Genomic DNA, 19,755 nt, shown 5'->3' with positions numbered 1-19,755 from the left:
ATGGACGATGTCGCCGTGATCGTCCAGAATCTGGACACGCCGTTCAACTGGCGTGAAAACAGACTCTTTCGGGAGCCGTTGTGACGCGGGACAAGATGCCGGCGCTGCGGGTGGCCGGCCGGCCGATGGCGGCCCATCTGCGGGTCCGCGCGCCGCTGCTGACCCGCCGCGTCGTGGCGCGGCTGCTCGCCGAGCTACCGGTCTACGCCGAGCTTCCGCAGGAGGAGGTCGCCGGGGACATCGCCGGGATCGTCCAGCACAGCCTGCGGCAGTTCGCGGACGTCCTGGAGCGGCGCCGGCCCGCCCGCGCCGCCGACTTCGCCCGGCAGCGCGACTCGGCGGCGCTGCGGGCCGAGGAGGGCGTGCCGCTGGACGCGATCCTCGCCGCGTACCAGATCGGCGCGGCCATGGCGTGGGAGGAGCTGACCGCCGGGGCGGAGCCCGCCGACCTGCCCGCCTTCCAGGAGGCGCTCGGCTACTTCCTGGACTTCCAGCGGCTGCTGACCTCGGCCGTCAGCGCCGCCTACCTGGAGGTGCGGCAGATCCTCGACAGCCAGGAGCACGGAGGCCGGCACGCCCTGATGACCGCGCTGCTGGCAGGGGAGACCCAGGGGCACCGACCGGCGCCCCGGTACGCGGTCCTGACGCTGGCGTTCGCCCCGCATCCGGACGAGTCCGGCTCCGGCCAGCGCGCCCGCATCGCCGCCCGCCGCAAGATCCGCCGCGTCCGGACCGCGCTGGACGCCGTCGCCGACGAGCCCGCCCTCACCGCCCTGGACGCGTCCGGCGGGACGGCCCTGCTCCCCTTCTCCGCGGGCTGGGAGGCGCTCGACGACCTGGTCTCGGGCGCGGCGAAGGCGGCCGACATCGACGTCACGGCCGCGGCGGAGATCACCGGTCCGGCCGGCGTCCCGGCCGCCGTCGCCCAGACCGCGGAGATCATGGACCTGGTCCGCCGCGCGGGCCGCCCACCCGGCCTGTACCGGCTCGCCGACGTGCTGCTGGACTACCAGCTGAGCCGGCCGAGCGGCGCGCTCGCCGCGCTCGCCGCCCTGCTGGCGCCCCTGGAGCGCAGGCCCGACCTGCTGAGCACGCTGGAGCGCTATCTGGCGTTCGACCTGGACCGCAGGGCGACCGGGGCGGCCCTGCACGTCCATCCGAACACGGTCGCCTACCGCGTCCGCCGCATCAGCGTCCTCACCGGCCTGGACCCCGCCCGCCCCGGCGACCTGCAACTGCTGAACGCCGCCCTGGTGGCCCGCCGCTCGCTGGGCGAGCCGCCTCGGCGGCGATGATCCTGAACCGTGATCCCATGATCACGAAATGCGTGCCGGGCACGCCCGTGAGCCGGGGGTGCGTCAGGCGTGCTCGGTGCGGAGGTGGTGCTTGAGCGTCGAAAGCTCGAGGTGCGGCTCGTGGCAGCGGTCGCACGCCCAGATGCCGCTGGGCACGGTGATGCCGCGCGCACGCGCGTCCTCGCGCGCGCACAGCAGGTTGTATGACTGGACGAGGCGCCGCCACGTCCGCCGGACCGCCGTTGACATTCCCGCTCCCCCTCCGAGCCGGTTCGTGCTCTTTGGCTCAGCATAGGGTAACGGGAATGTCAAGGCGAAACGCCGGACATCACTGCCCGATCTTCACGCCCGGTTCGCCCTGCCGGTACTCCAGGGGCCGGACCGCCCGGCCGCCGGGCAGGTTGGCGCCCTTGCGGATCTTGCCGGTGGGCAGGATCGTCCGTCCGAAGCTGTTCTCGAACATCAGCGAGGCGGCTCCGTACAGGGCGATCACCGCGGCCGCGACGAACAGCCAGCCGCCGACGTCCAGCGGCCATGTCGAGCCCGCCCAGAATCCGGCGGCGGTGAAGCCCGCGGCGACTCCCATGCAGGCCCACACCAGGGCGATCACCAGATTCTCGCCGAGCGCGGCGAGCGCGCCCAGGCCGCTGATCACGGCGAGCGGGACGAACCAGAACGCGAAGCCCGCATAGGTCGCGCCCAGGACGGGCGCCAGGGCCACAGGCGCCGCGCCGATGGCGACCAGCAGGAACAGCAGGCTCCAGCCGATGAAGAACGCGCCCCACATCCCGTGCATCGCCGTGGCGATGCCGTCGCGGGCACGGTAGCCCCACAGGCCGGCCAGCAGCTGCGCGATGCCGCCGAAGGTCAGCACCAGCGGCCACAGGATGAGCGGGGTTCCGACTCCGCCGTACCAGCCGGCCTGCCAGGCGCCCACCATCATGGTCGCGGCGGCGAGCCCGAACAGGCCGAGGATCGACGGGGCCGCGATGGGCTGCAGGAAGACGCGGGTGCGGTCCTCCCAGAGCGCGTGCTCGCCGGGCTGGTCGGCGCCCCTGCCGGGCGCCATCGCCGCGCCCTGCGGCTGTGCTGCCGCGCCGTAGCCCGGTGCGGCCCCGCCGTACCCGGGCGTGGCCGCGCCCTCCGCGGGCATCGCCGATCCGGTGTGCTCGCCGGGCGTCGGCGCGGATTGTTGCTCTCTACGCCTTGCCATGAGATCCCCCTCTGAATCGGAGAGCTGTAAACCCCTCCTAACCGTGTTCTAGCAGGTCAAACGGCATATAACCGTTTCCTGAAGAGGTTCGCATTTGCCCGGGTTGTCCTTTGCCGCGCGGTGACGCGGGCATGGTCGTCCGGTGGTTCAGGGGCCCCGGTGGCGCGGGCGGGCGGCGCCCGGGCGGTCCGGCGGTCCGGCGGCTCAGCGGCGCGGCGGGCAGTGGATCTCCAGGCCCGGGGAGGCGTTCCACCCGATCAGGCTGAAGAGCCGCTCGATGTGCGGGGGGACCCCGTGCAGGACGAGCAGGCCGCCGCGGTCGTGCAGGGCGCCGGCGGCCTCGGTGAAGGCGCGCAGGCCGGCCACGTCCATGAACTCCACGCCCGTCAGGTCGGCGTGGACGTCGCCGGGCACGCGCTCCTGGACGGCGCGCAGAGCGCGCGTGACGGCGGCGGTGTTGGACACGTCGACCTCACCCGTGATCAGCACCCGGGGCAGGCCCGACGCGGCCGTGATGCGCAGCAGCGCGGAGTCGTGCTCGACGATGTCGTAGTGGGGGCCCTCCCGCGCGCCGGGATCCGGGCCGCCCTCGCCGCCGGTGATCCGCCAGACCGTCATCCGCTCCTCACCCTCAACGGGGCGCCGCCGCTACCGTGCGCGGCCCCGTATATGCAAGGCTCTCACCTGTCGGGACCATCTGGCCCCCACCAGAGCGGAAAACCACGATCGGAAGCCATTTCATGGACGAGAAGGCGATCCTGGAACGTATCAACGACTTCATCGAGGAGGAGCACGCGCTTCGCCAGTCGCACGAGCGGGCCGAGACCTCCAACGCCGAGGCCCAGGGACGGCTGCGGGATCTGGAGGTGGCCCTCGACCAGTGCTGGGACCTGCTGCGGCAGCGGCGCGCCCGACTCGCGGCGGGACAGAACCCGGAGGACACCGCGGTCCGTCCCGCCGCCGAGGTGGAGGGCTATCAGCAATAGCCCCCCACGGCCCCTTACGGGACCATCCAGCCGAGCACGGCGGTGGACTGCAGGCCGGACAGCAGGCACATCCCGGCGAGGAACAGCAGGCTCCACAGCACGACGCGGCGGAAGATGTCGCCCTCGCGCCCGTCCAGGCCGACGGCCGCGGCGGCGATGGCGAGGTTCTGCGGCGACACCATCTTGCCGAGGACGCCCCCCGAACTGTTGGTCGCCGCCATGAGGACCGTCGACAGGTCGGCCTTGTTCGCCGCGGTGACCTGGAGTGCGCCGAACAGCGAGTTGGACGAGGTGTCCGATCCGGTGACGGCGGTACCGAGCCAGCCGAGGATCGGCGACAGCAGCGCGAAGGCGCCGCCCGCCCCGGCCATCCACGTGCCGAGCGTCACGGTCTGCCCGGAGGCGTTCATCACGAACGCCAGGGCCAGGACCGCCATGACGGTGATGATCGCCCACCGGAGCTGGACGAGGGTCGTCCAGTAGGCGCGCAGGGCCGTGCCGAAGCCGACGCCGAGCGCGGCCATGGTGATCAGACCGGCGACGAGCATCTGCGTGCCGGGCGTGGTCAGGTAGTTGAAGTTGAAGGTCGGCAGGGCCAGCGGCTTGCCGGACGGGCTGGTCAGGTGCAGGCCCGGCCAGGAGAACGTCCGCGTCGCCCGGTCCAGGAGGTCCTTGACCGGCCCGATCTGGCAGACGACGAACACCGCGATGATGATCGCGTAGGGGGCGTAGGCGCGGGCGACCTCGGCGCGCGAGTCCCCGCCGTGCCCGCCCCGTCCCCCGCCCTGCCCCTCGACGCGGGCGGCGAACTCGGGGGTCGGCTCGTCCGCCGCGCCGCCGGCGACCGGGGCGGGCTTCGCCGGCGCCGCGGACGGGCGCAGCCGGACGGCGAGGACGACGGCGGCGGCCGACACCAGCGACGCCACGACGTCGGCGAGCGGCACCGAGATGAAGTTCGCGGTGACGTACTGGGCGGCGCCGAACGCGGCGCCGCACAGCAGGGCGACGGGCCAGGTCTCGCGCAGGCCGCGCCGCCCGTCCACGATGGCGACGAGGACGAGCGGGACGAACAGCGCGAGGATCGGGGTCTGCCGCCCGACCATGGCGCCGAGCGTGTCGCTGGACTCGCCGGTGACCTTGCCGAGCGTGAGGATCGGCGTCGCCATCGCGCCGAACGCGACGGGCGCGGTGTTGGCGGTGAGGGCGAGGACGGCGGCCTTGAGCGGCTGGAAGCCGAGCGCGATCAGCATCACGGAGGTGACCGCGACCGGCGTGCCGAACCCGGCCAGCGCCTCCAGCAGCGCGCCGAACGAGAACGCGATCAGCACCGCCTGGAGCCGGCTGTCGTCGCTGACCTGCGCGAACGACCGGCGTAGCACGTCGAAGTGGCCGGTGGTGACGGTGATGTTGTAGACCCAGAGCGCGTTGATGACGATCCACAGGATCGGGTAGAAGCCGAACGCGGCGCCTTCGGAGCCGGCGAGGAGCGCCTGGTCGGCGGGCATGCCGTACGTCCAGACGGCGACGGCGAGCGAGACGGCCAGCGCGATCAGGGACGCGAGCCACGCGCGCATGCGGACGCCGCCGAGCAGCACGAACAGCACGGCCAGCGGCAGCGCGGCGACCAGGGAGCTCCAGCCGAGCGAGTCGGCGACGGGATCGAGGACCTGCTGGTACACGGCGATCACCTCGCGGGTTGGCGGTGGCCCCCGAGTACGTCTTCTCTACCCGCCCCGGTGACGGAGATCACCTTGATAGTGAACTTTTCAACCGGTCAGAGCTCCTGAAGGATCCGGGCGGGGGTGAGGGGCAGGTCGCGGAAGCGGACGCCGGTCGCGTGGTGGACGGCGTTGCCCACGGCCGCCGCCGCGCCGACGATGCCGATCTCGCCGATGCCCTTGGCGCCCATCGGGTTCAGGTGGGGGTCGGACTCCTCCACCCACACCGCGTCGATGTCGCGGACGTCGGCGCAGGCCGGGACGTGGTACTGGGCCAGGTCGCGGTTCAGGTAGTCGCCGAACTCCCGGTCCATGACGCTCTGCTCCATCAGCGCCATGCCGATGCCCATGGTCATCCCGCCGATGAACTGGGACCGGGCCGTCGTGGGGTTGATGATCCGTCCGGCGGCGAACACGCCGAGCATCCGGCGGACGCGGACCTCGCCGGTGTCGGCGTCCACCTCCACCTCGGCGAACTGCGCGCCGAACGCGTGCCGGGCGTACTCCTCCCGCCCCTTCAGCTCCTCGCCCGTGTCGGCGGACGCCTCGATCCCCTCGGGCGGGACCTCGCCGTCCAGCTCGCCGAGCAGCGCCTCGCAGGCGCGGACGACGGCCGTGCCCCAGCCGGCCGTCCCGCCGGAGCCGCCCGCCACCGACGCCCTGGGGAACGAACTGTCGCCGATTTCGACCCTGACGTTGCCGAGGTCCTCCTTGAGCGTCTCGGCGGCGATCAGGGCCAGGGCGGTGCGGGCGCCGGTGCCGATGTCGGCCGCGGCGATCCGGACGGTGAACGTCCCGTCGGGCTCGGCGCGCGCCAGGGCCCGGTTGGGTCGCTGGTAGGCGGGATAGGTGGAAGAGGCGACGCCCATGCCGACGAGCTTGCGGCCCTCCCGGCGGGCGCCCGGCCGGGGGTCGCGCGCCGCCCATCCGAAGCGCTCGGCGCCCTCCCGGAGGCAGGCGACGAGGTTGCGCGAGCTGAACGGCAGCCCGCTCTCCGGGTCGCGGTCGGTGTCGTTGCGCACGCGGAGTTCGACCGGGTCGACGCCCGCGGCGACGGCCAGTTCGTCCATCGCGGTCTCAAGGGCGTACATGCCCGGCGTCTCACCCGGGGCGCGCATCCAGGACGGGGTGGGGACGTCCAGGGCCACCACACGGTGCGCCGTACGGCGGTGCGGGGCCTGGTACATCATGCGGGTGGGCGTCGCGGTCTGCTCGGCGAACTCCTTGACGGTCGAGGTCTGCTCGGCCGCCTCGTGGATGATCGCGTTGAGCCGCCCGTCCTCGCCGGCGCCGAGCCGGACGCGCTGGACGGTCGGGGTCCGGTAGCCGGTGGTGGCGAACATCTGCTGGCGCGGGACGGCGAACTTGACCGGGCGTCCGGCGGCGCGGGCGGCCATCGCGGCCAGGACGACGTTCGGCCTCGGCGTTCCCTTGGAGCCGAACCCGCCGCCGACGTGGGGCGACACGACCCGCACCTGGGAGGGGTCGAGCCCGAGGACCTTCGCGATCATGGACTGGACGGTCGACGCGCCCTGGTTCGAGTCGTGGAGCGTGAGGGACCCGTCCGCGTTCCACTGGGCGATCGTCGCGTGCGGCTCCATCGGGTTGTTGTGCTCGGCCGGCGTCGTGTAGACGGCGTCCACCCGCACGGCCGAGTTCGCGAACGCCTCGTCGGGCTCGCCCTGCTCGGTGTCCGCCGGGAACACCGGGTTCACCTTGTCCGGCTTGTAGAGGCCCTTGTGGTCGGCGACGAGCCGCACGTCCGGCGCCTCCTCGGTGTACTCGACGCGCAGGAGGCGCGCCGCCTCCCGGGCGGTCTCCAGGGTCTCCGCGACCACGGCGGCGACGAACTGGCCGCGGTAGGAGACCGTCCGCGACTGGAACAGGGCCAGTTCGCCGTCCGAGGTGTCGCTGAGCTCGGGGGCGTTCTCGCAGGACAGGACGGCGAGCACGCCGGGCAGCTTCAGCGCGGCCTCCGCGTCGACCGACTCGATCCGGCCCTTGGCCACGCTCGCCTGGACGGCGGCGGCGTACGCGGCGTTCTCCACGGGGTACTCGAACGCGTACCGCGCCGTCCCGGTGACCTTCTCGCGGCTCTCCAGCCGGTCGGTCATGAGTCCTCCCCCAGCTCGGTCAGCGTCCGGACGATCAGGTTGCGGGCCAGCGGCACCTTGTAGGCGTTGTCGCGCAGCGGCTCGGCGGCCTCCAGTTCGGCCTCGGCGGCGCGCAGGAGCGACTCCTCCGTGGGCTCGGCGCCGCGCAGGGCCTCCTCGGCGCGGCGCGCCCGCCACGGCTTGTGGGCGACGCCGCCGAGGGCCAGCCGGACGTCCCGGATCCGGCCGTCGGCGACGTCCAGGGCCGCCGCGACGGAGACCAGCGCGAACGCGAACGACGCGCGCTCGCGGACCTTGCGGTAGCGGGACGGCATGCCCAGCGCGGGAACCTCCACGGCCGTGATGAGGTCGCCCGGTTCGAGCGTGGTGTCGCGCTGCGGGTCGTCACCGGGCAGCCTGTGCAGGTCTTCGAAGGGGATGGTCCTCTCCCCGCCGCGCCCCTGGACGCGCACGGACGCGTCCAGGGCCGCCAGGGCCACGGCCATGTCGGAGGGGTGCGTCGCCACGCAGGCGTCCGAGTGGCCGAGGATCGCCAGGTTGTGGTGCTCGCCCTCACGCGCCGGACACCCGCTGCCAGGGTCGCGCTTGTTGCAGGGCTTGGAGGCGTCCTGGAAGTAGGAGCAGCGGGTCCGCTGGAGCAGGTTGCCGCCGACGGTGGCGAGGTTGCGGATCTGGCCGGACGCCCCCGCGAGCACGGCCTGCGCCAGGACGGGATGCCCTTCGCGCACGGTCCGGTCGGCGGAGAGGGCGCTGTTCGTCACCGCCGCGCCCACGACGAGGCCGCCGTCCGGCCGCAGTTCGATCCGGTCGTAGGGGAGATGCGCGACGTCGACGAGCCTGGTGGGCTCCTCCACACCGAGACGCATCAGGTCCACGAGGTTGGTTCCGCCCCCAAGGTAGACGGCTCCGTCGTGGTGGCGCCGGAGGGCGTCCTCGGCGCTGGTGGCGCGCTCGTAAGTGAAGGGCCTCATGCCTCGGCCGCCTCCGTGCGCTGGGAGGCCTGCTTGAGTGCCGCGACTATGCCGACGTAGGCGCCGCACCGGCACAGGTTGCCGCTCATGCGCTCGCGTATCTCGTCGTCGTCCAGGACGGGGTCGGTCCCGAGGTCCGGGGTCACGGCGCTGGGCCAGCCGCGTTCGGCCTCGTCCAGCATTCCCGTGGCGGAGCAGAGCTGGCCGGGGGTGCAGTACCCGCACTGGAAGGCGTCGTTCTCGATGAACGCCTTCTGGACGGGACTGAGTTCTCCGTCCAGCGCCAGACCCTCGACCGTGACGACGTCCGCTCCGTCATGAGCGACGGCCAGCGCCAGGCACCCGTTCGCCCGGCGCCCGTCGAGCATGATGGTGCAGGCTCCGCACTGGCCGTGGTCGCAGCCCTTCTTCGACCCCGTCAAGCCGAGATCCTCGCGCAGGACGTCCAGGAGGGACGCTCGTGTGTCGACGTCGAGACGGTGCTCCGTCCCGTTAACGACCAGGGTGATGCCGGCGTGCACCGGGGAGGCTTCGCTTTCCATGCGGGGTGCCTACCCCGGATCTCCCCCTCGGTCACAGAAGATCGGGGCGGCGTCCCGGCGCCCTCAGTCGGATTCGGTGAGGATCTCCACGACCTGCCGCGCCGTATCGGTCGGCAGCGGCGCCGGCAGCCCCTTCCACTTGCGGGACGCCGCCACCGCCGCGGCGCCCGCGCCGCCCCCGTACACGGCGGCGGTGATGAACGACGCCAGCTCGGGCGGCAGCTTCTTCTCCAGAAGCAGCACGTTCATCCGGTAGGTGGCGGCGGTGGCCATGACGCCGAACGCCCCGGCCACGGCCCCCAGCCGCAGCGCCGGGATGCGCTGCCTGGCCTTATCGATCATTTCCTGCTGCGCCGCCTCGACCACACGCCGGGCGAGCACGAGGTTCTGCTCCAGCGGTTCGGCGGCCGCGGCGGGTTTGCGCGACTCCGACATGACCTCGGCTTACCCGTCTGAGGGGAGGAGATTCCGGCAAGCATGATGTCACTTTCCGTGACTTTGACGGTGCTGTAAGTTGCCGGAACGGACCCGACAGAGAGGCCGGTTCATGCAACCCTTCGAGCTGCCCGACTTCTACGTCCCGTACCCCGCCCGGCTCAACCCGCATCTGGAGGGCGCGCGTCGGCACACCACGGCGTGGGCGCGGGAGATGAGGATGCTGGACGGCCACCGCGACCCCGGCACCCCCGACATCTGGGACGAGCGCGCACTCGAAGCGATGGACTACGCCCTGCTCTGCGCCTACACGCACCCCGACTGCGCCGCCCCCGAGCTCGACCTCGTCACCGACTGGTACGTCTGGGTCTTCTACTTCGACGACCACTTCCTGGAGGTCTTCAAGAAGCCGCAGGACCAGGAGGGCGCCCGCGCCTACCTCGACCGGCTGCCGGCGTTCATGTCGCTCGACCCGCCCGAACCGGTGAACGCCGTCGAGCGCGGCCTCGCCGACCTGTGGGCGCGCACCGTCCCGGCGCGGTCGGACGCCTGGCGCCGCCGCTTCTCCCTGAGCACCCTGAACCTGCTGCGCGAGTCGCTGTGGGAGCTGTCCAACATCCGCGGGGGGCGCGTCCCGAACCCGGTCGAGTACATCGAGATGCGGCGCAAGGTCGGCGGCGCGCCCTGGTCGGCCGACCTCGCCGAGCACGCCGCGGGCGTCGAGATCCCCGAACGCGTGGTGGGGACGCGGCCGCTGCGCGTGCTGAAGGACGCGTTCGCCGACGGCGTCCACCTGCGCAACGACATCTTCTCCTACCAGCGCGAGACCGAGTCCGAGGGCGAGGTCAACAACTCGGTCCTGGTGATGGAGCGCTTCCTGTCGGTGGCGCCGCAGGTCGCCGCGGACACCGTCAACGACCTGCTGACCTCGCGGCTGCGCCAGTTCGAGAACACCGCGGTCACCGAGCTGCCGCACATCTTCGAGGACCACGCCCTCGACCCCGCCGAGCGGGCGGGCGTGGCCGCCTACGTGAAGGCCCTCCAGGACTGGCAGTCCGGCGGCCACGAATGGCACCTGCGGTCCAGCCGGTACATGAACGACAGGTCGCTCGGCATGTCCGCCGCCCGCATCCCCGCTCTGCTGAGGTCGGCCCGGATCAGCCTCCCGCACGTCCCGTTCCAGAGGGTGGGGCGCACGCCGCTGCCCGAGTTCGACATCCCCTACCGGGCCCGCGTGAACCCGCACAGCGAGCGCGCCGGGCGCAACCTCCTCGTCTGGGCGCGGGAGATGGGCATGTTCTCTCCCCATCCCCGCACGCCCGTCCCGGTGTGGAACCCCGACCGGCTCTCGGGGATGGCGCTGGAGGTCTGCGCCGCGTCCCTCGCGCCGGACGCCGATCCGGAGGCGCTCGACCTCGCCGTCCAGTGGCTCGCCTGCGGCACCTTCGGCGACGACTTCTTCCCCGCCGTCTTCAACCGCGACCGCGACATGGCGGGCGCGAAGGCCTTCAACGCCCGCGTCCCCCGGTTCCTGCCGCTGGACCGCGGGCCCGTCCCGACTCCGGAGAACCCGTTCGAGGCCGCGCTGGCCGACCTGTGGCTGCGCACCGCCGGGCCCATGGACGACGCCGGCCGCCGCGAGTTCCGCGCGTCCGTCGAGCACATGGTCGAGAGCTGGCTGTGGGAGCTGAACAACCACCTCCAGGCGCGCATCCCCGACCCCGTCGACTACGTCGAGATGCGGCGGCACACGTTCGGCTCCGAGCTGACGATGAGCCTGGCGCGCATCGGGCGCGGCAAGGAGATCCCCGCGCACGTCTTCGAGACCCGCACCCTGCGCGAGATCGACGCCTCCGCCATGGACGTCGCGTGCCTGCTGAACGACTGCTTCTCCTACCAGAAGGAGATCGAGTACGAGGGTGAGCTGAACAACGGCGTCCTCGCCGTCGAGAACTTCTTCGGCATCGGCCGCGACGAGGCGCTGCCCGTCGTCAACGACCTCATCACCTCGCGCCGCCGCCAGTTCGAGCACCTGGCCGGGAGCGAGCTCCCCGCGCTGTGCGACGAGCTCGACCTGGACGACACCGCCCGCGCCGCCCTTTCCGCGTACGTCGAGGAGCTGCGCGACTGGATGGCCGGCATCCTCGAGTGGCACCGCGAGACCGACCGCTACGACGAGCGCGAGCCCGTCTTCCACCTTCCCCGGCCCTCCGGCCTCGGGACGTCGGCCCTCCACCTGTTCACTCGCGCCTCACACTGAGGCGGACTTTCAGGCCGCTTTGTTAGGCCCTTCCCCAGGTCATCCCGCACATCACCGCCCCGGGTCCCCGCACCGGGGCGGTGGTCTGCGGGGTGAAGCGAAATGCTGTGTCATGTGCGGACATGTGCCCTGCGTCCGGCCAGAACGCCGCGACGAGAGGAGAGGGCTTGCCATCCCCATTGCAGGCATCGCACCCGCCCGACGACAGGCGGCGCCGTTTCGAAGACATCTACGCGGCCAACCGCGCCCGGATCCTCGGGTACGCGCTGCGCCGCACCAGCGACCCGCAGGACGCCGCCGACGTCCTGGCGGAGACGTTCCTGACGGCCTGGCGGCGGCTCGACGACGTCCCGCCGGGTGACCAGGCCCGGCTGTGGCTGTACGGAGTGGCGCGGCGCGTCCTGGCCAACCACCACCGCGGCGAGCGCCGCCGGTCCGCGCTGGCCGCCGACCTCGGCGCCCGGCTGCGCGACGGCCTGGGCGTGCAGGACGCGTCCGGCGACGACCTGACCCGCGTGGGCGCCGCGTTCCGGAGCCTCTCCGAGGCCGACCGCGAGCTGCTCTCCCTGATCGGCTGGGAGGGGCTCGGCCACGCCGAGGCCGCGACCGTCCTCGGCTGCTCCCGCAACGCGCTGCGGATCCGCCTGCACCGCGCCCGCCGCCGGTTCGCCCGCGCCCTGGCCCGCATGGACGCGGACGTTCCCACCTCCCTGCCCGCCACGACGCTTCCTCCCAAGGTGCGGATCCCGAACGGAGACACCCCATGAACCGCGACATCGACCCCCTGATCGGCGGACTCGCCTCCGTCACCGACCGCCAGGCCGCAGACCTCCTGCCGGAGGACGCGGCCGCCGCCCTCGCCGACCGCATCACCGCCACCGCGGTCCCCTCGGCCGCCCCGCGCAAGCGGCGCTCGCCGATCACGTTCGTCGGCGTTCCGCTCGCGGCGGCCGGTCTCGCCTGCGCGGCCGTGTCGGCGGTCGTGGTGACCCACGACGGCGGCTCCGGCGGAGCCCCGGCCGTCACGCCGTCGAGCCCGCGCGTCCAACTGGCCGCGGCCCTGGCCTTCACCCGGAAGGGCGACTACATCGACGTGCGGGTCCGCGACCCGCTGGCCGACCCGAAGCGCTACAAGGAGGAGTTCGCCGCCCGCGGCCTCAACGTGACGCTGTCGATGGTGCCGGCCTCCCCGTCCATCGTCGGCACGGTCGTCATGGAGGAGGCCAGCGACAACACCGACGAGCGGGACTTCAGAACGATCATCTCCAAGGGCGAGTGCGAGACCGGCGGCGGGGGCGACATGTGCCCGGTCGGCGTCCGGATCCGTATCGGCTACAAGGGCGCCGCCACCGTCGTCTTCGGACGGGAGGCCCGCCCGGGCGAGAAGTACAACAGCAGCGGGCCCGTGACCGCCCCGGGCGAGGTCATGCATGGCATGACCTACCGCCGGCACCACGTGGGCGAGGTGCTCGCCGCCCTGCGCAAGCGCCACGTCACCGTCCCCGAGTACCGCGTCATGGAGGGGAACATCAGCATGGTCCGGAAGCCCGGCCAGATCCCGCCCAACTGGTACGTCCACGGCGCGAGCCCTTGGGCCAAGAACCAGGTCCTCCTCTTCGTGGGTCCCAAGCCCACCGAGGAGATGTCGAGCCAGCCGCCCGCGCCGGCGCCCGCCTCCCCCACCCCCACGGCGACCCCGTAAGGAAGGCCGGACCGCCCCCTCGCCGGGGCGGTCCGCGCTCCCTTCCCAGGCTCTTATGGCCTCTTCCCCGCGGTCTCACCCGCTGACGGGGGCGGCGGACCGTGCTCCGGGGTCAGAGCCCGTCCATGCCGCGGGGGCGCCGCCCCCGTCCGCGGTCCGCGCCGGGAGAGCGTCCGGCATACGTGGGCGCCGCATCCGGCCACAGCGACCCCGTGCCGGCATGCGTCTGCGGGGCCCGTTTGTCGGTCGGCGCTGCCATGATCTAGAAGCCATGCCGCCAGCCCCCCGGAGGAGCCATGCTCAAGGTGACGGACGACGACCTCGAGTGGGCCGAGACGCTCGGTGCGATCTTCTGTGTCACCTTCGTCAGAGGAGTCGACGAGACCGAGGCGCTGTCACGGCTGGGCGCTCTTCCCGACACGCTGGGCCGCCGCACCCTGGAAGAGGCGCGCGAAGCCTACGACTCCTACGAGGCGGGCTACGCCGACTTCGCGGCCGCGATCAGCCTCGGCTCCTGGACCGTGCTGATCGAGCCCAACGGCTTCCTGGGCTCGCAGACCGAGTCGCTGGCGGCGCTGTCGCGCGGCACCGAGGCCGTCTCGGTACTGCGGCACGACTACGCCGACCACGGCTTCCGCTACGCCGTCGACGGCACGCTGGTCACCGGGTTCGAGCCCACCTGGCCCGAGCACCGCTGGGGCAGCGAGCCCGACCTGCTGCTGGGGAAGATGCGGGCGGCGGGCCTGGACCCCGACGCCGAGGACGACGACGACCTCGTCCCGGGCGCCTACCTCTCGGCCCTTCTGCTGGCGGGCCTGGTCACTCGCGTCCTCCCCCATCCCGACTCGCTGGACGGGGGGCTCCTGACCGCCGCGATCGAGCCCTGGTTCTGCGCGGCGCCGCCCCCGCTCACCCACGGGCCCGCCGCTCCCGCCATGCTCGAAGCCCTCGACGCCGCGCCGCCGCACCTGCTCCGCGCGGTCGCCGCCCGCGAGACGATGCGGCTGGCCGCCGTCCTGGATCTCGACGGCACTCCGGGCCTCGCCGAGGCGGTCGCCGCCGCCGAGCGCGGCGAGCGGGTCACGGTGTCCCCCGGCTCCGAACTCGGCACGCACGTCCGCTCCTGGGTGACGCGCTCACGCCAGGCAGGACGATCGCTCAACGATCCTGTCGCCCGCCACCACATGAGCGACGCCGAGCGGGACGCCGCCCACCTGCTGGGATGGTTCGCGAGTGCGCTGAAAGCCGCGCTGTGGCACGAGCCTCACGCCGCCGCGCGTGCCGCGCTCCGTCCGCTCACCCAGGGCCCTCCTGCCCTCCGCGACCCGGCTCAGGAGGCCGCCATCCTGGAGACCCTCCAGGGCCGCACCGCGTAGCCGCGACGCGCACCGCCGGACGGTCGAGAAGGCGCGGTCAGGAGGAGAGCGCCTCGCGGGCGGTCATCAGGGCGAAGCCCAGGAGGTTCTCGCCGCGCCAGGCGGCGGGGGTCTCGGCGCGGGGGTCGTCGGCGGCCAGGCCTATGCCCCAGACGCGGTCCAGGGGGCTCGCCTCCACGAGGATGCGGTCGCCGGTGCCGAGAAGGTAGTCGCGGAGTTCTTCGTTCTGGGCGAACTTGGCCTCGCTGCCCTTTGTGACAATGGTCACACGATTGTCGCGCCATGTTTGCTCGTCGAAGTCGCGGACGCGGCGGCCGAGCTCTTTCGCGTCGCGGGGATGGGACGCCGCGACGATCGCGGCGGCCGTTTCCTCGTCGCCGAAGAGGCGGGCCTTTTCCGCCATCATGTAGTGCTCGGCGGTCGCGTAGGCGACCCCGCCGAGGGTGAACGGGGACGGCCACCACTGGCTGAGATAGCCGCGGCCAGGGGTTTGGTGGCCCCAGAAGAACAGGAACTTCAAGCGCGCGCCCTGCTCCTGGAGGCGGGCCAGCTCGGCAACGTCCATGGATGAGAGCGTGCCAGGGACGGCCGCCGCGGTCCATCCCGTTTTCCCGCCGGGAATGGATGATCGATTGGCGTTGTTGGGATGTTCGCCGCGGTCCGGGGTGGGGATCGCGGTCTAGACCATTTTGCGGTCCCGGCACCCCGCCGGGACCATCTATTGATCCGGCCCGGCCTTGAACAGGAGGACTGCGGTAACAATGGACAACGCCCTGGCGAACCCCCGGCGCACCAAGATCGACGCGTGGCCCGAATGGCGGCCCGCGGAACCGGACTCCGAGCGTCCCGCGGAGGCCGACGCGTCCGAGGACGAGCTCGCCGCGCACTGACGGCCCTCCGGCCGATAGATGAGGACCCGCCCGGTTCCCCGGGCGGGTCTTTCGCGTCCGGGCCAAGTGGCCTGCGGAGTTTCGGGCAGCGTGGTCAGGCCGGGGTGAGGAGGCCTTCGATCGTCCGGCGGGCCTTGCCGGTCGCGCCTTGATCGCCCAGGCGCAGGGCGGTGTTGGCCGCGTTGAGGACCGCGTCCACCTGGAAGGCGGCCAGATCGGGATCGAGGGGGCCGATCTCGCCCGCCTCCATCGCGTCGCGCATCTCCCGTTCGAGCAGCGCCAGCCACTGCCGGCGCTGGTGTGCCAGCGCGTCCCGGACGGGGCCGGGGCGGCTGTCGAAGTCGGGGAGGTTGGCCGCCCAGAAGCAGCCGCCGGTGAACAGGGGCTTCTCCGCGTATTCGATCCAGTGCTCGGTCAGGGCCCGCACCCGGGCGACGCCGGCGGGCGCGGTCTGCGCGGGGCGCACGACCGCGTCGACGAACAGTTCGCGCGCCGCCTCGACGGTGGCCAGATGCAGGTTCTGCTTGGTGCCGAACAGCGTCTGGATGCCGCTCTTGCTCACCTGGAGGTCGGTGGCCAGCCGCCCGAAGCTCAGCCCGTCGAGTCCCTCCATTGACGCGACGTCCACGGCGTGCCGGGTGACGGTCCGCCGCGCCCGGGCGCCGCGCAGGAGCCGCCCATCGGTCACGCCCGGCTCCGGGGACGGGACGTTCTCGCTCATCCCGGCCATCCTCCCACAGCATTGCCTATACGTACGATCGACCGTATTGTTTGTTCCGCTCCTGGGGGCGGCGTCCGGCACCGGCCCGCCCCCGGCACCCCGGTATCGCCATCGACGGAGGGCCGATCGTGGACAGCGACCGCATGTTCGAGCTGGCGCAGGCACTCGCCGCCGCCAAGAGCCGCCAGGACGTCCCCGCGGCGATGAAGCTGCTGCACCCGGAGATGCTGCTGGAGAGCCCGGCCTTCGGGACGGCGGTCCGCGGCACGGCGGCGAACGAGAAGGCGCTGCACTGGTTCTTCGCCTCGTTCCCCGACTACGACGTCGTCCTGGAGGGCCACGCCGCGAGCCGCGACGCGCTGGTCTGCTGGGGCACCGTCCGCATGACCATGACCGGCGACCGGTTCGGCGTCGTGCCCAACGGCAGGCGCGCGGAACTACCGGTGTACATCCGGTTCGGGTTCCGGGACGACCTGATCGCCGCCGAGCACTTCTTCTTCGACCTGTCGGAGCTGTGCGCCCAGTCGGGCGTCTCGACCGACGCCGTTCGCGCGGTGCTGTTCGGATCACGCGATGCCGTTCGGGGCTCCGCCTGAAGCCCTCCGACGACGAAAGGCGATGAGCCATGCTGACGGACCCGCGCGTGAAGGACGTGGGCGAGATCCGCGCCGAATTCCTCTTCGACATCGTGGTCGATCTGGACCCCCTCCTGGACTTCGGCCGGGGGCCGGCCGGGCGGCGCGTCCTGTTCGGAGCGGCGGGCGGGGCGTTCGAGGGACCGATGCTGCGCGGCGAGGTCCTGCCGGGCGGCGGTGACTGGGCGCTGTTCCGGTCCGACGGGACCATGCTCCTGGACGTCCGGCTGACCCTCCGCACCGACGACGGCGCCCTGGTCCACATGACCTACGGCGGCCGCTACGCCACCCCGCCGGACCTGCGCGCCGAGATGGCCGACCCCGACACCAGGCACCGGGTCGACCCGTCGCGGTACTACTTCCGCACCAATCCGCTCTTCGAGACGGGAGCCGAGCAGTACGCGTGGCTGAACGACATCGTCTGCGTGGGCTCGGGCTACCTCGTCCAGGACGGGATCGCCTACAAGGTCTTCCAAGTGGTGTGAAAGAGCGTCGCAGGCGGGGCGGCTAGAGGACGTTCACCGCCAGCTCGCGGACGACGCGTTCGTCCACCTCGACGCCGAGGCCGGGGGCGTCCGGGACGCGGGCCGTGCCGTCGGAGACCTCGACCGTCGGGCCCGCGTACGGCGACTCGATGAACTGGCGGCCGTTGAGGTCGACCGGGGTGTCGACGCCGTAGGCCGAGAAGAGGTGCAGGGACGCGGCGAGGCCGAGGTCGGAGTCGGTGAGTCCGGAGCCCATCAGCGCGACGCCGCAGTCCTCGGCGAGGGAGCACAGGCGGCGCGACAGGGTCAGGCCGCCGGTGCGCTGGACCTTCGCGATGGCGACGTCGACCGCGTCGAGGCGGACGAACGTCGCCAGGTCGGACGGGTGCCGGAGGCTCTCGTCGAGGGCGACGGGGATCGGGCAGGCGTCGCGGAGGCGGCGCAGGCCCGCGATGTCGTTGGCCGGGAGGGGCTGCTCGAACGCGGTCACGCCGAGGTCCTCCAGGCGGCGGGCCATCGCGAGGGCCGAGCGGACGGTATAGCCCTGGTTCGCGTCCACCCAGAGGGCCGCGTCGTCGCCCGCGTGGAGGCGGACGGCCTCCACCACCTCCGCGTCCGCTGGCCCCAGGCCCACCTTGACCTTGAAGGCGCGGTAGCCCAGGTCGCGGCCCTCGGCGACGCTGTCGGCCACCTCCTCGGGGGACCGGCCCGACACGATCCAGCCGAGGTCGATCGTCTCGCGGCGGCGCTGCCCCCACATGACCCCCAGCGGGACGCCGGCGGCGCGGCCGAGGAGGTCGTGGAGGGCGACGTCCACGGCCGACTTGGCCAGCGGCGCGCCGATGCTGAAGCCCCGGTTGACCGCGCGGTCGAAGGCGGTCGTCACGCCGTCGAGGTCCCAGGCGGGACGGCCGGTGATCGCCGGCGCGAGGTACCGGTCGACGGTGGTGACGATGGACTCGGCGGTCTCGTACGTCCAGGCCGGGATGGGGGTCGCCTCGCCCCAGCCGTGCGCGCCCTCCGCGCTGACCTTCACCAGGACGCGCAGGCTGGGCCGTCCGGCGACGGCGACCGCGCCGCCCGACACGCCGAACGAGCGCCGGGTGGGCAGGGCCACGCAGAACGTCTCGATCCGTTCGATCTTCATTCACGCCTCCGGATGCGGGGCGGCGCGCCCGCGGCGCCCCGGACGGTGGGACGGCGGGCGCGCCGCGGGTCAGGCGGGCACCGCCAGGCAGGCAGGCGCCGCGGGTCAGGCGGGCGGGGCCGTGCTGGCGCGCAGCACCACCTCGCCCGCGACCCGCTCGATGCGGCTGCGGCGCGCGGCGGGCTCGCGCAGGGCCAGGCCCATGACGCGCTCCCCCATCGCGTCCAGCGGCAGCGCGACGGTGGTGAGCGCCGGGGTCACGTCGCGGACCATCGAGATGTCGTCGAAACCGGCGAGCGACATCTCCCCCGGCACTAACACGCCGTTGTCGCGCAGCGCGGCGAGCGCGCCGATCGCCATGACGTCCGTGACGGCGAAGACGCAGGTCGGACGGTTCTCGCGGCGCAGCAGCTCGGTCGCCGCCCGGTAGCCGCCGTCGCGGGTGAAGGGAGCCTCGACGATGTGCTCGGGCGCGAGGCGCACGCCCGCGTCGGCGAGCGCGTCGGTGAACCCGCCGAGCCGGTCGTGGACGGTCGTCAGGGCCCGGGGGCCGGTCAGCACGCCGAAGCGGCGGTGGCCGAGGTCGAGCAGGGCGCGGGCCAGGGCGGCGGCGCCCTCCCGGTTCTGCGGCAGGACGGCGTCGACCTTGAGGCTGCGGTGCCGGCTGAGGACGGCGACGCGGCCGCCGGTGCGCTGGTAGGGGTCGAGCTCGGCGGCCATCGCGCGCTCCCAGTCGCGGTCCTCGAAGCCGGAGCCGATGAGCAGGATCGCGCGGGCCCGCTGGGCGCGCAGCATCGCCACGTACTCGATCTCGCGGGCCGGGTCGCGGAACGTGCTGGCGAGCATCACCAGCATTCCGTGCTCGGCCGCCGTGCGCATGACGCCCCGGGCCACGGCGGCGAAGTACGGGTCGCTGACGTCGTGGCAGATCACCCCGACGGACTTGCTGGAGGAACTGGCCAGGGCCTGCGCGTGCGCGTTCGGGGTGTAGCTCAGCTCGGCCGCCGCGGCGAGCACGCGTTCCCGCAGGTCGGCACGCACCTGCGCGGTCCCGTTCAGGACGCGGGACGCGGTGGCGAGCGAGACGCCGGCCTCCCGCGCGACGTCCTGCAGGGTCACGTACGCCCGGTCGCCGGTGCGCTCCTCCTCGGCCGCCTCCGTCATCACCGCTCCCTCGGCCGGCGCGGGGCCCTCGCGGCGGGTTCCTGGCGAAGACCCTCTTGACCGCGGCGCGCGCCGCTTCTTACGGTACATCAGAAAGCGCT

Annotated in this window: 21 protein-coding genes; 9 read left to right on the top strand and 12 right to left on the bottom strand. The window is 72.9% G+C overall.

From position 1 onward, the window contains the following. The first annotated feature begins 80 nt into the window (after nucleotides 1–80). Nucleotides 81–1,295 carry a PucR family transcriptional regulator gene (locus tag ABWI07_RS02380; protein WP_353817443.1) on the top strand — a complete coding sequence of 405 codons (1,215 nt, stop codon included), beginning with the start codon at nucleotides 81–83 and terminating at the stop codon, nucleotides 1,293–1,295. Nucleotides 1,296–1,358: 63 nt separating this feature from the next. On the opposite strand, the gene ABWI07_RS02375 is transcribed toward ABWI07_RS02380, so the two are convergent. From ABWI07_RS02375 to ABWI07_RS02365, 3 genes are all read right to left on the bottom strand, one after another. Beyond that, nucleotides 1,359–1,544, bottom strand: a complete 186-nt coding sequence (locus ABWI07_RS02375) for a hypothetical protein (RefSeq protein ID WP_149262494.1) — start codon at nucleotides 1,542–1,544, stop codon at nucleotides 1,359–1,361. Between the two features lie 79 nt (nucleotides 1,545–1,623). Continuing rightward, nucleotides 1,624–2,508 (bottom strand): acetate uptake transporter family protein, encoded by an 885-nt coding sequence (locus ABWI07_RS02370; protein WP_149262493.1) that lies wholly within the window; start codon nucleotides 2,506–2,508, stop codon nucleotides 1,624–1,626. 204 nt (nucleotides 2,509–2,712) lie between these two features. After that, a complete protein-coding gene (locus ABWI07_RS02365; protein WP_353817442.1) occupies nucleotides 2,713–3,126 on the bottom strand; it encodes an STAS domain-containing protein in 414 nt (137 codons plus the stop codon). 122 nt (nucleotides 3,127–3,248) lie between these two features. On the opposite strand from ABWI07_RS02365, the gene ABWI07_RS02360 reads away from it, so the two are divergent. Beyond that, nucleotides 3,249–3,494, top strand: a complete 246-nt coding sequence (locus ABWI07_RS02360) for a DUF2630 family protein (protein WP_353817441.1) — start codon at nucleotides 3,249–3,251, stop codon at nucleotides 3,492–3,494. Nucleotides 3,495–3,508: 14 nt separating this feature from the next. On the opposite strand, the gene ABWI07_RS02355 is transcribed toward ABWI07_RS02360, so the two are convergent. The 5 genes from ABWI07_RS02355 to ABWI07_RS02335 all read right to left on the bottom strand — a co-directional run bounded on the left by ABWI07_RS02355 (nucleotide 3,509) and on the right by ABWI07_RS02335 (nucleotide 9,274). After that, a complete protein-coding gene (locus ABWI07_RS02355; RefSeq protein WP_149262489.1) occupies nucleotides 3,509–5,173 on the bottom strand; it encodes an L-lactate permease in 1,665 nt (554 codons plus the stop codon). Nucleotides 5,174–5,268: 95 nt separating this feature from the next. Beyond that, nucleotides 5,269–7,326, bottom strand: coding sequence for a xanthine dehydrogenase family protein molybdopterin-binding subunit (locus ABWI07_RS02350; protein ID WP_353817440.1), 2,058 nt, complete (start codon nucleotides 7,324–7,326; stop codon nucleotides 5,269–5,271). Further along, entirely contained in the window at nucleotides 7,323–8,297 is a 975-nt protein-coding gene (locus tag ABWI07_RS02345) for an FAD binding domain-containing protein (RefSeq protein WP_353817439.1), read from the bottom strand. Before ABWI07_RS02345 ends, ABWI07_RS02350 begins: the two co-directional genes overlap by 4 nt. Further along, entirely contained in the window at nucleotides 8,294–8,818 is a 525-nt protein-coding gene (locus tag ABWI07_RS02340; protein ID WP_502912777.1) for a (2Fe-2S)-binding protein, read from the bottom strand. The genes ABWI07_RS02345 and ABWI07_RS02340 overlap by 4 nt, the downstream gene beginning before the upstream one ends. 84 nt (nucleotides 8,819–8,902) lie before the next feature. Further along, the gene (locus ABWI07_RS02335; protein ID WP_149262486.1) at nucleotides 8,903–9,274 is read right to left on the bottom strand and encodes a phage holin family protein; all 372 of its coding nucleotides are present in this window, start codon (nucleotides 9,272–9,274) and stop codon (nucleotides 8,903–8,905) included. 112 nt (nucleotides 9,275–9,386) lie between these two features. Between ABWI07_RS02335 and ABWI07_RS02330 the strand changes: the two genes are divergently transcribed. The 4 genes from ABWI07_RS02330 (at nucleotide 9,387) to ABWI07_RS02315 (ending at nucleotide 14,612) form a co-directional block, all read left to right on the top strand. Continuing rightward, on the top strand, nucleotides 9,387–11,534 hold the full coding sequence (locus ABWI07_RS02330) for a terpene synthase family protein (protein WP_353817437.1): 2,148 nt from the start codon (nucleotides 9,387–9,389) through the stop codon (nucleotides 11,532–11,534). Nucleotides 11,535–11,701: 167 nt separating this feature from the next. Continuing rightward, the gene (locus ABWI07_RS02325; RefSeq protein ID WP_353817436.1) at nucleotides 11,702–12,301 is read left to right on the top strand and encodes an RNA polymerase sigma factor; all 600 of its coding nucleotides are present in this window, start codon (nucleotides 11,702–11,704) and stop codon (nucleotides 12,299–12,301) included. Further along, a complete protein-coding gene (locus ABWI07_RS02320; RefSeq protein WP_353817435.1) occupies nucleotides 12,298–13,236 on the top strand; it encodes a hypothetical protein in 939 nt (312 codons plus the stop codon). The genes ABWI07_RS02325 and ABWI07_RS02320 overlap by 4 nt, the downstream gene beginning before the upstream one ends. A 296-nt stretch (nucleotides 13,237–13,532) precedes the next feature. Continuing rightward, on the top strand, nucleotides 13,533–14,612 hold the full coding sequence (locus ABWI07_RS02315; protein ID WP_149262482.1) for a DUF6461 domain-containing protein: 1,080 nt from the start codon (nucleotides 13,533–13,535) through the stop codon (nucleotides 14,610–14,612). 37 nt (nucleotides 14,613–14,649) lie between these two features. Here ABWI07_RS02315 and ybiA read toward each other — a convergent pair whose 3' ends face one another. After that, a complete protein-coding gene (gene ybiA, locus ABWI07_RS02310; RefSeq protein WP_149262481.1) occupies nucleotides 14,650–15,177 on the bottom strand; it encodes a riboflavin biosynthesis intermediates N-glycosidase in 528 nt (175 codons plus the stop codon). Between the two features lie 196 nt (nucleotides 15,178–15,373). Between ybiA and ABWI07_RS02305 the strand changes: the two genes are divergently transcribed. After that, nucleotides 15,374–15,502, top strand: coding sequence for a hypothetical protein (locus ABWI07_RS02305; RefSeq protein WP_268843285.1), 129 nt, complete (start codon nucleotides 15,374–15,376; stop codon nucleotides 15,500–15,502). Nucleotides 15,503–15,596: 94 nt separating this feature from the next. Here the strand turns inward: ABWI07_RS02305 and ABWI07_RS02300 are convergent, their stop codons facing one another. Then, nucleotides 15,597–16,223, bottom strand: a complete 627-nt coding sequence (locus ABWI07_RS02300) for a TetR/AcrR family transcriptional regulator (RefSeq protein ID WP_353817433.1) — start codon at nucleotides 16,221–16,223, stop codon at nucleotides 15,597–15,599. Between the two features lie 128 nt (nucleotides 16,224–16,351). On the opposite strand from ABWI07_RS02300, the gene ABWI07_RS02295 reads away from it, so the two are divergent. Together ABWI07_RS02295 and ABWI07_RS02290 are read left to right on the top strand one after the other, a co-directional pair. Next, nucleotides 16,352–16,819, top strand: coding sequence for an ester cyclase (locus ABWI07_RS02295; protein WP_200842209.1), 468 nt, complete (start codon nucleotides 16,352–16,354; stop codon nucleotides 16,817–16,819). Between the two features lie 29 nt (nucleotides 16,820–16,848). Next, nucleotides 16,849–17,343, top strand: a complete 495-nt coding sequence (locus ABWI07_RS02290) for a DUF3237 domain-containing protein (RefSeq protein ID WP_353817431.1) — start codon at nucleotides 16,849–16,851, stop codon at nucleotides 17,341–17,343. A gap of 22 nt (nucleotides 17,344–17,365) precedes the next feature. Here the strand turns inward: ABWI07_RS02290 and ABWI07_RS02285 are convergent, their stop codons facing one another. Both ABWI07_RS02285 and ABWI07_RS02280 read right to left on the bottom strand, forming a co-directional pair. Beyond that, complete coding sequence (locus ABWI07_RS02285) at nucleotides 17,366–18,490, bottom strand: mandelate racemase/muconate lactonizing enzyme family protein (RefSeq protein ID WP_353817430.1); 1,125 nt, start codon at nucleotides 18,488–18,490, stop codon at nucleotides 17,366–17,368. Between the two features lie 105 nt (nucleotides 18,491–18,595). Continuing rightward, nucleotides 18,596–19,654 (bottom strand): LacI family DNA-binding transcriptional regulator, encoded by a 1,059-nt coding sequence (locus tag ABWI07_RS02280; RefSeq protein ID WP_149262477.1) that lies wholly within the window; start codon nucleotides 19,652–19,654, stop codon nucleotides 18,596–18,598. Nucleotides 19,655–19,755 lie beyond the last annotated feature (101 nt).

The organism is Actinomadura sp. NPDC000600 (genome assembly GCF_040492135.1).
GTDB lineage: Bacteria > Actinomycetota > Actinomycetes > Streptosporangiales > Streptosporangiaceae > Spirillospora.
This window is presented reverse-complemented; position numbering and strand designations above follow the sequence as displayed.

What these genes read in the sequence shown, in the direction of transcription:
- ABWI07_RS02370 (WP_149262493.1), bottom strand. Translation starts at nt 2,508, where the DNA reads ATGGCAAGGCGTAGAGAGCAACAATCCGCGCCGACGCCCGGCGAGCAC.
- ABWI07_RS02375 (WP_149262494.1), bottom strand. Translation starts at nt 1,544, where the DNA reads ATGTCAACGGCGGTCCGGCGGACGTGGCGGCGCCTCGTCCAGTCATAC.
- ABWI07_RS02360 (WP_353817441.1), top strand. Translation starts at nt 3,249, where the DNA reads ATGGACGAGAAGGCGATCCTGGAACGTATCAACGACTTCATCGAGGAG.
- ybiA (WP_149262481.1), bottom strand. Translation starts at nt 15,177, where the DNA reads ATGGACGTTGCCGAGCTGGCCCGCCTCCAGGAGCAGGGCGCGCGCTTG.
- ABWI07_RS02320 (WP_353817435.1), top strand. Translation starts at nt 12,298, where the DNA reads ATGAACCGCGACATCGACCCCCTGATCGGCGGACTCGCCTCCGTCACC.
- ABWI07_RS02345 (WP_353817439.1), bottom strand. Translation starts at nt 8,297, where the DNA reads ATGAGGCCCTTCACTTACGAGCGCGCCACCAGCGCCGAGGACGCCCTC.
- ABWI07_RS02305 (WP_268843285.1), top strand. Translation starts at nt 15,374, where the DNA reads ATGGACAACGCCCTGGCGAACCCCCGGCGCACCAAGATCGACGCGTGG.
- ABWI07_RS02280 (WP_149262477.1), bottom strand. Translation starts at nt 19,654, where the DNA reads ATGACGGAGGCGGCCGAGGAGGAGCGCACCGGCGACCGGGCGTACGTG.
- ABWI07_RS02365 (WP_353817442.1), bottom strand. Translation starts at nt 3,126, where the DNA reads ATGACGGTCTGGCGGATCACCGGCGGCGAGGGCGGCCCGGATCCCGGC.
- ABWI07_RS02335 (WP_149262486.1), bottom strand. Translation starts at nt 9,274, where the DNA reads ATGTCGGAGTCGCGCAAACCCGCCGCGGCCGCCGAACCGCTGGAGCAG.
- ABWI07_RS02330 (WP_353817437.1), top strand. Translation starts at nt 9,387, where the DNA reads ATGCAACCCTTCGAGCTGCCCGACTTCTACGTCCCGTACCCCGCCCGG.
- ABWI07_RS02300 (WP_353817433.1), bottom strand. Translation starts at nt 16,223, where the DNA reads ATGAGCGAGAACGTCCCGTCCCCGGAGCCGGGCGTGACCGATGGGCGG.
- ABWI07_RS02350 (WP_353817440.1), bottom strand. Translation starts at nt 7,326, where the DNA reads ATGACCGACCGGCTGGAGAGCCGCGAGAAGGTCACCGGGACGGCGCGG.
- ABWI07_RS02315 (WP_149262482.1), top strand. Translation starts at nt 13,533, where the DNA reads ATGCTCAAGGTGACGGACGACGACCTCGAGTGGGCCGAGACGCTCGGT.
- ABWI07_RS02290 (WP_353817431.1), top strand. Translation starts at nt 16,849, where the DNA reads ATGCTGACGGACCCGCGCGTGAAGGACGTGGGCGAGATCCGCGCCGAA.
- ABWI07_RS02285 (WP_353817430.1), bottom strand. Translation starts at nt 18,490, where the DNA reads ATGAAGATCGAACGGATCGAGACGTTCTGCGTGGCCCTGCCCACCCGG.